Origin of the sequence: Mameliella sp. MMSF_3455, from assembly GCF_030733205.1 — a bacterium.
Classification (GTDB): Bacteria; Pseudomonadota; Alphaproteobacteria; order Rhodobacterales; family Rhodobacteraceae; genus Antarctobacter.
Genome location: NZ_JASHJL010000016.1, coordinates 33,595 through 44,578, shown reverse-complemented (window position 1 = coordinate 44,578; position 10,984 = coordinate 33,595). Strand labels below are relative to the sequence as shown.

The 10,984-nt window shown below is 66.5% G+C and carries 12 protein-coding genes; 9 read left to right on the top strand and 3 right to left on the bottom strand.

Translation table 11 applies throughout. From position 1 onward, the window contains the following. Positions 1 to 97: 97 nt before the first annotated feature. The 3 genes from RBB42_RS13380 to RBB42_RS13370 are packed head-to-tail and all read right to left on the bottom strand — an operon-like array spanning position 98 to position 1,256. The gene (locus RBB42_RS13380; RefSeq protein WP_305970920.1) at positions 98 to 322 is read right to left on the bottom strand and encodes a hypothetical protein; all 225 of its coding nucleotides are present in this window, start codon (positions 320 to 322) and stop codon (positions 98 to 100) included. Next, entirely contained in the window at positions 319 to 867 is a 549-nt protein-coding gene (locus RBB42_RS13375; RefSeq protein ID WP_305970921.1) for a head-tail connector protein, read from the bottom strand. The genes RBB42_RS13380 and RBB42_RS13375 overlap by 4 nt, the downstream gene beginning before the upstream one ends. Next, complete coding sequence (locus tag RBB42_RS13370; protein WP_305970922.1) at positions 864 to 1,256, bottom strand: hypothetical protein; 393 nt, start codon at positions 1,254 to 1,256, stop codon at positions 864 to 866. Before RBB42_RS13370 ends, RBB42_RS13375 begins: the two co-directional genes overlap by 4 nt. 797 nt (positions 1,257 to 2,053) lie before the next feature. On the opposite strand from RBB42_RS13370, the gene RBB42_RS13365 reads away from it, so the two are divergent. From RBB42_RS13365 to RBB42_RS13325, 9 genes are all read left to right on the top strand, one after another. Next, positions 2,054 to 3,292, top strand: coding sequence for a 3-deoxy-D-manno-octulosonic acid transferase (locus RBB42_RS13365; protein ID WP_305970923.1), 1,239 nt, complete (start codon positions 2,054 to 2,056; stop codon positions 3,290 to 3,292). A 52-nt stretch (positions 3,293 to 3,344) separates the two neighbouring features. Beyond that, entirely contained in the window at positions 3,345 to 3,776 is a 432-nt protein-coding gene (locus RBB42_RS13360) for a DUF1178 family protein (RefSeq protein WP_305970924.1), read from the top strand. A gap of 61 nt (positions 3,777 to 3,837) precedes the next feature. Further along, entirely contained in the window at positions 3,838 to 4,482 is a 645-nt protein-coding gene (locus tag RBB42_RS13355) for an SDR family NAD(P)-dependent oxidoreductase (protein WP_305970925.1), read from the top strand. Continuing rightward, on the top strand, positions 4,460 to 4,939 hold the full coding sequence (locus tag RBB42_RS13350; protein WP_305970926.1) for a YybH family protein: 480 nt from the start codon (positions 4,460 to 4,462) through the stop codon (positions 4,937 to 4,939). Before RBB42_RS13355 ends, RBB42_RS13350 begins: the two co-directional genes overlap by 23 nt. Positions 4,940 to 5,039: 100 nt before the next feature. After that, complete coding sequence (locus tag RBB42_RS13345) at positions 5,040 to 6,278, top strand: aspartate kinase (protein WP_305970927.1); 1,239 nt, start codon at positions 5,040 to 5,042, stop codon at positions 6,276 to 6,278. 173 nt (positions 6,279 to 6,451) lie between these two features. Further along, complete coding sequence (ptsP, locus tag RBB42_RS13340) at positions 6,452 to 8,692, top strand: phosphoenolpyruvate--protein phosphotransferase (protein WP_305970928.1); 2,241 nt, start codon at positions 6,452 to 6,454, stop codon at positions 8,690 to 8,692. 93 nt (positions 8,693 to 8,785) lie between these two features. Continuing rightward, positions 8,786 to 9,220 carry a c-type cytochrome gene (locus tag RBB42_RS13335; protein ID WP_305970929.1) on the top strand — a complete coding sequence of 145 codons (435 nt, stop codon included), beginning with the start codon at positions 8,786 to 8,788 and terminating at the stop codon, positions 9,218 to 9,220. A 2-nt stretch (positions 9,221 to 9,222) separates the two neighbouring features. Then, entirely contained in the window at positions 9,223 to 10,521 is a 1,299-nt protein-coding gene (locus RBB42_RS13330; RefSeq protein ID WP_305970930.1) for a multicopper oxidase family protein, read from the top strand. Next, positions 10,521 to 10,943: a c-type cytochrome gene (locus tag RBB42_RS13325; protein ID WP_305970963.1), complete on the top strand. Its 423-nt coding sequence runs from the start codon at positions 10,521 to 10,523 to the stop codon at positions 10,941 to 10,943. Before RBB42_RS13330 ends, RBB42_RS13325 begins: the two co-directional genes overlap by 1 nt. Positions 10,944 to 10,984 lie beyond the last annotated feature (41 nt).

The following is a 10,984-nucleotide window of genomic DNA, read 5'->3' as shown; positions in this document are numbered from 1 at the left end:
CCGCCCGTGGTAGGCTGTCCAATGTGGAGCCACCGTTGCTAACCCGTTCCACCACATCGGCCCTGCGTCTGGGGTGGCGCGCAGGGTCGCCGCTTTCTCACCTCTCGATCACCTCCACGTCGCCCGGTGCTGCACCCAGTTCGGACAGCAGCCGCCGCATGACCTGCTCTTGCTTGGCTGAGGGGCGCCAGGAGGCGCGCTTGCCATGCTTGGCGATGGATCGCACAAAGCCCTGTAGCCATTCGTCGCTACCCGCCATCACGGCGCGCATGACCAGCGGCCAGCGATGCACAAGGATTTCGTCAAGCTCGCGCGCGGTCATGCCTGCACCCCGCGATACCTGGCCGCGATCCGCGCCATATGCGGCGACGTGGTGAGGCTCTTCGCGTCCATCGGGGACCGCCCGTCATAGTGCAGCGCGGTCTGATCCATGATCGCCTGGGCGAGGTCAGCCGGAATGTCCGTCGCGCTGTCTCCAAACCCTGCCGGGTATTCAATCGCGATCTGTTCCGGCGTGAGGTTGTCGAACGTGTCGCCAAATCGGATCAGCGCACGGATACCGCCGATCAGGGTGAAGTCGGTGAAGGATGCGCCGTCTATGGACACGGTCACCTCCGCGTCGTCGGCAACAGGGCCGATGGGCAGGCGCAGGATTCTGTCTGTGCCCGGGTCAAGGATCACAACCCGGATTGTCTGGGTCAGAAGCCCGATCTGTGCGACTTGCTCGACCTCCTGCCCGGAGGTACGGGCCATGTTGCCGATGCCGCTGTCATCGTCTGTGAAGTCCACTCGCAAGTGATCTTTGACGGCGTCCAGGTCGAAAGGGTCGGATGCGCTGACGGGGGTGCGCGTGGCAATTAGTTTCATGCCGCAATCTCCACTTCGCTGATGTGTCGGAAGAAGGCTGCTTGATCGGCGGCGCTCATCGCGTCGAAGGCTGCCGCCGCGTAGGATTTCAGCTCTGCCCGGCTGGCGAGTGCCGCCCAGGACCGGGCCTCATCCATCTGGCCCAGGAAGGCGGGAACCGGCGCGCCTGCCACGCGGATCGCGGCGCGGGCCGTCAGTTCGGCGTGATCCGGGTGCAGGGATCGCAGGGCTGCAAAGGCCAGCGCGGCGCGTTCCTCGGTCGAAAGCCGGGCGGCGGCAACGTCGCTGAAACCGGACCAGGCGTCAGTGGTGCCAAGAGTGAGCGTGTAGCCCAGCATCTTCGACATGCGCTTGTGCGCGGGTTTTGCCAGTTTGCCAAAGCTAGACATGGGCGCACTCCCGCACAGATACCGCACAGAAACTGCGGAACATGACGGAAACAACGGCGATCACGCAAAGACTGGAATGCCCTAAAAACAGGCTTCTAAGCTGCCCACCCCTGTCTTGGTAAGGGAGAGGTCGAGAGTTCAATTCTCTCCAGCAGCACCATTCCCCCATGTTCGACATTTCGCCGACCGGTGGATGGCCTTTGGCTGCGGCGATCAAGTCACCAGTTGGATGAGAGCAAGGGCCCGGCGAAATTTCGTGGCGGCACTCACGCCAAACGAAACTTGTGAGAAGCACTGCGCAAACATCTGTTTTTGAATTGAAAACCTGACCAAGCGACATCTGATCGGTTTTCCCGATGTTCCGACCATCTCTTGCAGTTTCTTGGCAGGAATCGGTTCACAGGAACCAAAGGGGACAACCCGTTGATTCAAATACATGATCGGAAATCACCCCCAATGTCGCCGCCAAGATCGTACAGCAGAGCCGCGGAGCGCCGCCACCAAACCCCAACTCGGGCTGGAGACGCCGTCGAAAAAGTCCTGAAACGACAAGAAACGTAGCCATAACGCCCTACTTCTGAAGAATGAATATTGCATTTTGTAAACGCACACCGCACCAAGGCAGGCGTTCCCCCAGAAAGTTTCCTCCGCTAACCCACTGAAAACTCGCACCGGCAAGTTTCCGCATTCTCGTCGTGCAAACCGGGATCCGCTAGCCATATGGGGCCGATCTCGTCCACTCTTGCCAAGGCCCCGTCGCAGGGCCTATCCGCAGGTCCGGGCAGTTGGCCCGCGCAATGACCGGATCACCTGTGTTTCTCTATCGCTTGCTCCTCAGCCTCTTTGCCACCGGCACCCTGGCGACTGCCCTGCGTCGGGGTGGGCTCTCCGCGGCCCGGTCCCGGCTGTCGCCCGGCACGCCCACTCCCGGCCCGCATGTCTGGTTGCACGGCGCCTCGAACGGAGAGCTTGCCTCTGTCCGTCCGCTTCTCGAACGCCTGATCGCCGCCCGCCCGGACCTGCACTGGCTGATCACCGCCAACACGGACACCGGCGTGGCGCTGGCCAAACGCTGGGGCTTGCCGCGTGTCACCGCCCGGCTCGCGCCGCTGGACCTGCGCGGCCCGACGCGCCGGATCATGCAGGGCTGGCAGGTTCGCGCCCATGTCGCGCTCGAAGCCGAGCTCTGGCCAAACCGGTTCCTCAGCTGCCCCGGCCCGGTCCTGCTATTGGGCGCCCGGATGAGCGCGGGCACCGCGCGCAACTGGGCACGGCTGCCGAAACTGGCCGGTCGGACACTGAATCGCGTCGCGTTCGCCTCGGCGCAGGATGGCGCAAGCGCAGAGCGGCTGGCCGATCTCGGCCTGCCCGCCAGCGCCCGGGGGCCGGTCGTCGACCTCAAGGCATTCTACACGCCCCCCGCCCCGGTGGCCGATCCAGGGCTGGACGCCGCCTTGCCCCGTCACCTGACCTGGCTTGCCGCCTCTACCCACGAAGGCGACGAGCGCGTCGCGCTCACCGCCCACAAGACCTGCCTGCGCGACACACCGGGGCTGAAACTCATCCTCGCCCCACGTCATCCCCGCCGGGCGGATGAAATCGCCGAAGAGGCCCGCGCACTGGGCCTGACCGTCGCCCGCCGCAGCCGCAGCCAAGACCCCGCGACGGCGCAGGTCTACCTGGCCGACACGCTGGGAGAGATGCCGCTCTGGTATGCCCGCGCGGGCCGGGTCTTCATCGGTGGAACGCTCAGCGACCGGGGCGGACACACCCCCTATGAGCCCGCCGCATTTGGCGCCGCGCTGATCCACGGACCGGATACGCGTAATTTTACCGCCGCCTTTTCGCGGCTGCGGGACATCGCACCGGAAATCACCGATGCAGAAACGCTTGCCCATGCGCTGACCGCCCTGCAAGACCCTGCCGAACAAAAGAAATCCGGCCAGGCGGCCCGTGCCGCCCTGCGCCAGGACAGCAGCCTCGACGCGCTGGCGGACAGCATCCTTGCCCAGCTGCCGCCGCCAGAGCGAACTTGATCCGCCGCGCGTTATCCTTATCTTTCATATGATTGCCATCCGGAGCCGGGAGATGATCCAGTACAGTCTCAAATGTGCCGACGGACACCAGTTCGACAGCTGGTTCCAATCCGCATCCGCCTTTGACAAGCTGCAAGCCGCGGGCCACGTCGCCTGTGCCGTCTGCGGAACGGAAAAGGTGGAAAAGGCGCTGATGGCGCCCCGCGTCGGACTTGGAGACACGCCCGAAACCGCCCCGGAACAACCGCTGTCCAAACCCGCGACCCCCGCCGAACAGGCCTTGGCCGCGCTCAAGGCCCATGTCGAGGCGAACTCGGACTATGTGGGCACGCGGTTCGCACAAGAGGCCCGGGCCATGCATGCCGGTGACGCTCCGGAACGCCCGATCTGGGGCGAGGCCAAGGGCCATGAGGCCAAGGCGCTGATCGAGGACGGGATCAAGGTCGCGCCCCTGCCCTTTACCCCCACGCGCAAGAGCAACTGACCCCTGTTCCGGCCCGCGCCATTGCGCTAGGCAAAACGGGCAGACATCAGGGAGCCCGCCCATGCAGATCCTCATCACCGGCGCCAACCGCGGCGTCGGCGCGGCGCTGGACAGCGCCCTGACCGCGCGCGGCGACAAGGTGCTTGGCACCGCGCGCGACCACCCGGAATACCTGCCGCTGGAAGTCACGGACCCGGCCTCGCACCGCGCCCTCTCCACAAGGCTGGAAGGCCGGACCATCGACACGCTGATCTGCAACGCCGGCGTCTACCTGGACAAGGGACAGAGCCTCGCCGACGGCTACCCGCCGGAAATGTGGGCCGAGAGTTTCGCCGTGAACGTCACCGGCGTCTTCCTCAGCGTGCAGTCGCTCCTGCCCAACCTGCAACTGTCGGACATGCCGCGCATCGCGATCATCTCGTCTCAGATGGCCTCGCACACCCGCGCGCCCGGCGGCAGCTATATCTACCGCGCGTCGAAGGCGGCGGCGCTGAACCTTGGCCGCAACCTGGCCGCGGACCTGAAACCGCTGGGCATCGCCGTCGGCATCTACCACCCCGGCTGGGTGCAGACCGACATGGGCGGCGGGGCGGCGGAAATCACCCCCGCCGAAGCCGCCCGCGGACTGGTGGACCGCATCGACGCCTTGGACATCGACCACACCGGCTGTTTCGAGACCTGGGATGGCCGCGCACATCCCTATTGACCCCGTCCTAGAACCCGCGCGCTTTCCGGCGGCCTTCGCCGCCGCCTGGCACAGCCGCAGCGGACAGACGCTGGCCGCGCTGTTCACCGAAGACGCGGTTTTCGTCACGGTCACCGGCCTGTGCTGGCACGGACGTGCCGCGATCGCCAAACCGTACGACCGCATTTTCAGGACCGCCTTCGCCAGAACGGTCCTGACGCCCAGCCGGACCGCGACCACCACGCTGTCGGACGACAGCGCGCTCGTACGTTGCAGGTTCACTCTGTCCGGCCAGCCCGCACCGGATGGCGGCCCTCGTCCGGACCGGCTGTGGATCACCAGTTTCGTGCTGCAGCGGCAGGCGCAGGGCTGGCTGGCACTCAGCGCCCAGACGACCGAGGACACCGCCTCGCCCGAGGCGCTGGTCGCGTCTGGCAGAATGGCCCCGGTGGACCACCGAACGCCGCGCGACCGCTGAGCCGCGGTGACATCGCCACAACGGCCGACCTGCGGCCAAAGCGCCCTTGCGCGCGACGGAAACGCGGCGTAAACGCCCTGCGATCTGAAGGGGGACCTCCATGTCCGTGCTCGTGATGAAATTCGGCGGCACTTCCGTCGCCACGCTGGACCGCATCCGCCGCGCCGCCAAGCGCGTCGGCGTCGAGGTCGCCAAGGGCCATGACGTGATCGTCATCGTCTCGGCCATGTCCGGCGAAACCAACAAGCTGGTGGGCCTGGTCGAGGACACCTCGCCGCTGTTCGACGCGCGCGAATACGATGCGGTGGTCTCCTCGGGCGAGAATGTCACCGCCGGATTGATGGCGCTGACGCTGCAGGAAATGGACATCCCCGCCCGCAGTTGGCAGGGCTGGCAGGTGCCGGTGAAAACCACCTCGGCCCATGCCTCGGCCCGGATCGAGGAAATCCCGCCGGAGAACATCACCGCGAAGTTCGCCGAGGGCATGAAGGTCGCCGTCGTGGCCGGGTTCCAGGGGATCAGCCCGGAGGGCCGCATCACCACGCTGGGCCGGGGCGGTTCGGACACCACCGCCGTGGCCTTTGCCGCCGCGTTCGGCGCGGTACGCTGCGACATCTACACCGACGTCGACGGGGTCTATACGACCGACCCGCGGATCTGCGAAAAGGCGCGCAAGCTGGACCGGATCGCCTTCGAGGAGATGCTGGAAATGGCCAGCCTGGGCGCCAAGGTGCTGCAGACCCGCTCTGTCGAGCTGGCAATGCGCTACAAGGTGCCGCTGCGGGTGCTGTCGAGCTTCGAGGAAATGGACGACGCGGCGGGAACGCTGGTCTGCGACGAGGAAGAGATCATGGAAAGCAATATCGTGGCCGGTGTGGCCCACTCCCGCGACGAAGCCAAGATGACCCTGGTCTCGGTCGCCGACCGGCCCGGCATCGCCGCCGCGATCTTCACCCCCCTGGCCGAGGCCGGGGTGAACGTGGACATGATCGTGCAGAACATCTCGGACGAGGGTCGCACCGACATGACCTTCTCCTGCCCCACCAACCAGGTGGCGCGCGCCGAGAAGGCGATGGAAGAGGCCAAGGCCAAGGGTGACATCAATTTCCACGGCATCGTCGCCGATACCAACGTGGCCAAGGTCTCGGTCGTGGGTATCGGCATGCGCTCGGCCGCCGGTGTCGCGGCCAAGTTCTTCCGCGTGCTGGCCGACGAAGGCATCAACATCCAGGTCATCACCACCTCCGAGATCAAGATTTCCGTCCTGATCGAACGCAAGTACATGGAACTGGCCGTGCAGGCACTGCACGATGCCTTTGAACTGGACAAGGCCGGCTGACGCCGGCGCCGTCACACCCAGGCCGGACGGTTGATTTCCGACCGATCCGGCAGTGCATATCACACGCATAGCGGGTATATTCTCGCCCCGTCCGCGAAAAGCGGTTTCCAATGGGGCGCTCAATGCTCTATTGCTCCGGATCGCATCCACCGGAGAGGCGCGGGAAGACATCCATGCCGACAAATACCGAATCGGAAAGCCGCAAGCTGCTTGGCCGCTTGCGCGACACGATGGCCGAGGATGCCGCCGGGCAGGCGCGCCTGGACAAGATCACCCATCTGACCGCCGACAGCATGGGGACAGAGGTCTGCTCGATCTACCTGTTCCGTGACAACGAAACGCTGGAACTCTGCGCCAGCCAGGGCCTCAAGCCAGAGGCCGTGCACCAGACCCGGATGAAGCTGGGCGAGGGCCTTGTGGGTCGCGTCGCCTCCACCGGCAAGACGATCAACGCCGCGGACGCCCCCTCGGAACGCGGGTTCCGCTACATGCCCGAAACCGGGGAAGAGATCTATTCCAGTTTCCTCGGCGTGCCGATCCAGCGGCTCGGCTCCAAGCTGGGGGTGCTGGTCGTCCAGTCCAAGCAGGCGCGCGAGTTCACTGCGGACGAGGTCTACGCGCTCGAGGTCGTGGCAATGGTCCTGGCCGAGATGACGGAACTGGGCGCCTTCGTCGGCGAAGGCGCGGCCCTCAAGGCCCGCCATACGCAGTCGCTGTTGTTCCGGGGCGGCACCGGTCAGGAAGGCAGCGCGATGGGCCATGCCTGGCTGCACGAGCCGCGCGTGGTCGTCACCAACCCGGTGGCCGACGATCCCGACACCGAACTCCGGCGCCTGCACGACGCGGTCGACCAGCTGCGGGTCTCGGTCGACGAGATGCTGGCCGGCGCCGGCAGCGATGGCGAACACGCCCAGGTGCTCGAAGCCTACCGCATGTTCGCCAATTCGAAGGGCTGGATGCGCCGCATGGAAGAGGACATCGCCCGCGGTCTCTCGGCCGAGGCAGCGGTGGAAAAGGAGCAGTCCACCGCCCGCGCCCGCATGGCGCAGGTGACGGACACCTACCTGCGCGACCGGCTGCACGATCTTGACGACCTGTCGAACCGACTCTTGCGGATCCTCACCGGCCAGGGCAACCAGACCGGCGCCGAACTGCCCGAGAACCCGATCCTGATCGCCCGCAACATCGGCCCCGGCGAGCTGCTGGAATACAACCGCAAGCTCAAGGGCGTGGTGCTGGAAGAAGGCTCTGTCGGCAGCCATGCCGCCATCGTCGCCCGCGCGCTGGCGATTCCGCTGGTCATCCACGCCGACCGGATCACCAACGAGGCGCTGAACGGCGACCAGATCCTTGTCGATGGTGACCAGGGCATCGTGCACCTGCGCCCGGACGAAACCGTGGTCAGCGCCTTCCGCGACAAGATGGCGATGCAGGCCAAGGCGCAGGAACGGTATTCGTCGATCCGCGACACGAAATGCACCAGCGCCGATGGCGCCCGGATCGAACTGCACATGAACGCCGGCCTGATGGCCGACCTGCCGTCTTTGGCCGGCTCCGGCGCCGAGGGCGTGGGCCTGTTCCGGACAGAACTGCAATTCCTGATCCGCAACAAGATGCCGAAACGCACCGAGCTGGTGGACATCTACGCCAAGGTGCTGGATGCCGCCCAGGGCAAGCGCGTGATCTTCCGCACCCTCGACATCGGCTCGGACAAGGTGCTGCCCTACATGAAATCGCTGGACGAGCCCAACCCGGCGCTCGGCTGGCGGGCGATCCGGGTTGCTCTGGACCGCCCCGGCGTGATGCGGATGCAGTTGCAGGCGCTGGTGCGCGCCGCCAATGGCCGCCCGCTGACCATCATGTTTCCCTTCATCGCCCAGTACGAGGAATACGCCCGCGCCCGCGACGAGGTGGACAAGGTGCTGGCCCGCGAGCGCCGTCTTGGCCATCCGGTGCCCGAACGCATCGAGGTCGGCGCCATGCTGGAAACGCCCAGCCTGGCCTATGCCTCGCGGCGCTTCTTCGAAGAGGTGGAATTCCTGTCGATCGGCGGCAACGACCTGAAACAGTTCTTCTTCGCCGCCGACCGGGAAAACGAGCTGGTCCGCCGACGCTACGACACGCTGAACATCTCTTTCCTCAGCTTCATCGAGAACATCGTCGCGCGCTGCGAAAGCACCGGCACGCCGCTGAGCTTCTGCGGCGAGGACGCGGGACGCCCGATCGAGGCGCTGGTCCTGGCAGCCATCGGGTTGCGGTCGCTCTCGATGCGGCCCGCCTCGGTCGGCCCGGTAAAATCGCTCTTGATGCGGTATTCGCTGAAAGAGGTCCGCGACGTGATCGAGGAATCCAAGATGCGCGGCGAACAATCGGTGCGCCAGGCCGTCATGGAATACCTGCGCGACAATTCCTGAGCGCGTCCCCTCACGCCAAGTTGCCCGTCGGCGCCTTGACAGGGGCCGCCCCTGCTTCGACTCTGCCCCGACGCGACAGACACGGGGACAGACATGCGCAAACCGATTTTCGCCGGCCTCTTCATCCTGGCCGGCGCCGCCGCCTTTGCCCATTCCGGGGTCCAGAACCAGGCCGTCATGGCCCGTATGGACTCGATGAAATCCATCGGTGACGCGATGAAGGTGCTGGGCCGCATGGCCAAGGGGCAGACGACCTTCGACGCCAGCGCCGCGCAGGCCGCCGCGGCGAACATCGCGCGCCATTCCGCCGAAACCCCGGCGCTGTTCGAGGCACGCGAAACCGATCCCAAGTCCGAGGCCAAGCCCGCGATCTGGACCGATTTCGCCGATTTCACCGCCAAGGCCGAGGCCCTGGAAACCGCCGCGCTGGACGTGTCGAATTCGCTTACGACGCCGGACGACCTCGTGCCCGCCGTGCAGCGGCTGGGAGAGGCCTGCAAATCCTGCCACAGCCTCTACCGGGAGTGACCATGCCGCTGAACCGCCGCCAGTTCCTTGCCACGACCCTGGCCGCCTCGGCGCTGCCGCGCATGGCCTGGGCCGCGCCGCATCCCCTGCGGGCGGAACCCGTGGTCTCGCAGATCCTCGATGCCGGAGAGGGACAGACGGCCGGCTTTGGCTTCAACGGGTCGACCCCCGGCCCGGAACTGCGCCTGCGCGCGGGCGACCGCCTGTCGGTCGCCTTTGAAAACAACCTGCCCGAGCCAACTGCCCTCCACTGGCACGGCATCCGCATCGCCAACGCGATGGACGGCGTGCCCGGCCTGACGCAGGACGCGGTCGCCCCCGGCGGCACCTTCGACTACGACTTTGTCGCGCCGGACGCGGGCACCTATTGGTATCACTCGCACCACCAGAGCTGGGAACAGGTGGCGCGCGGTCTCTACGGCCCGCTCATCGTCGAAGAGGCCGCGCCCCCGGATGTCGATCACGACATCACCGTGATCCTCGACGACTGGCGGCTGGAGCCTTCCGGCAAGATGGCGGGCGATTTCGGCAACATGCACGACTTTGCCCATGCCGGGCGGCTGGGCAATTTCGCCAAGGCGATCCTGCCGGACGTCACGGTGCACCGGGGCCAGCGTCTGCGCCTGCGCATCATCAACACCGCCACCGCGCGGGTCTTTCCGCTGGTGCTCGACGGGATCGCGGGCCGGGTGGTGGCGCTTGACGGCCGTCCCCTGCCGGAACCGCGCGACCTGTCCCAGGTCGCGCTCTCCCCGGCGCAGCGCATCGACGTGATCGGCGACGTGACCGACACGGTCCGTTTTCTCTTTCCCACCCCCGAAGAGGCCTTTGTCATGGGCGCGCTCGAACCCGGCGAGGCCCCCGTGCCCGCACGCGACACACCCATCGCCGCCCTGCCCGATGACCACCGCCCGACACCGTCTGACACCGCCCGCAGCCTGACCCTGCGGATGCAGGGCGGCGCGATGGGGGGACAGCACGCGGGCGACGACATCTGGTCCTTCAACGGCGTCTCCGGCCTGCCGGACGCCCCCTGGGCCAGCTTCGACCGGGGGGAAACCGCGCGCCTGCGGCTGATCAACGACACCGCCTTTCCGCATGGCATCCACCTGCACGGGCACCACTTTCACGAGGTGACCGCGGACGGCACCGAGGGCGACCTGCGCGACACCACCCTGCTGATGCGGGGCGAGACACGCGAGATCCTCGTGGTCTTCGACAACCCGGGCAAATGGCTCTTGCATTGTCACATGCTGGGCCATCAGGCATCGGGCATGAAGACATGGGTCGAGGTGGCGTGATGCGCGCGCTGGTCCTCGCCCTCCTGCCCGTGCCGGCCCTTGCGGGGCATGAACTCGACGGGCGCGACATCGCCGCCGGCAAGGTGATCTATGCCGAGAACTGCGCCGCGTGTCACGGTGCGGACCTGCAGGGCCAGCCCGACTGGCAGACCCCGGACGCCGACGGCATCTATCCGGCGCCGCCGCACGACGAGACCGGCCACACCTGGCACCATTCCAACGCCGATCTCTTCGACTATACGAAACGCGGCGGGCAGGCGGTCGTGGCCGATCTGGGGCTCAAGAGTTTCACCAGCGGGATGCCGGCCTTCGCGGGCACGCTGTCGGACGAGGAGATCTGGCAGGTGCTGGCCTATATCCGCTCGACCTGGCCGGACCGCATCCGCGAGATCCACGCCAGCCGCAATCCGCCGCACGACTGACCGGGCCCGCGTCCGGGGAACAGCCCGTGAAAAAACCCGGT

Coding starts and splice junctions, on each gene's coding strand:
- RBB42_RS13380 (WP_305970920.1), bottom strand. CDS start 322: ATGACCGCGCGCGAGCTTGACGAAATCCTTGTGCATCGCTGGCCGCTG.
- RBB42_RS13375 (WP_305970921.1), bottom strand. CDS start 867: ATGAAACTAATTGCCACGCGCACCCCCGTCAGCGCATCCGACCCTTTC.
- RBB42_RS13370 (WP_305970922.1), bottom strand. CDS start 1,256: ATGTCTAGCTTTGGCAAACTGGCAAAACCCGCGCACAAGCGCATGTCG.
- RBB42_RS13365 (WP_305970923.1), top strand. CDS start 2,054: ATGACCGGATCACCTGTGTTTCTCTATCGCTTGCTCCTCAGCCTCTTT.
- RBB42_RS13360 (WP_305970924.1), top strand. CDS start 3,345: ATGATCCAGTACAGTCTCAAATGTGCCGACGGACACCAGTTCGACAGC.
- RBB42_RS13355 (WP_305970925.1), top strand. CDS start 3,838: ATGCAGATCCTCATCACCGGCGCCAACCGCGGCGTCGGCGCGGCGCTG.
- RBB42_RS13350 (WP_305970926.1), top strand. CDS start 4,460: ATGGCCGCGCACATCCCTATTGACCCCGTCCTAGAACCCGCGCGCTTT.
- RBB42_RS13345 (WP_305970927.1), top strand. CDS start 5,040: ATGTCCGTGCTCGTGATGAAATTCGGCGGCACTTCCGTCGCCACGCTG.
- ptsP (WP_305970928.1), top strand. CDS start 6,452: ATGCCGACAAATACCGAATCGGAAAGCCGCAAGCTGCTTGGCCGCTTG.
- RBB42_RS13335 (WP_305970929.1), top strand. CDS start 8,786: ATGCGCAAACCGATTTTCGCCGGCCTCTTCATCCTGGCCGGCGCCGCC.
- RBB42_RS13330 (WP_305970930.1), top strand. CDS start 9,223: ATGCCGCTGAACCGCCGCCAGTTCCTTGCCACGACCCTGGCCGCCTCG.
- RBB42_RS13325 (WP_305970963.1), top strand. CDS start 10,521: ATGCGCGCGCTGGTCCTCGCCCTCCTGCCCGTGCCGGCCCTTGCGGGG.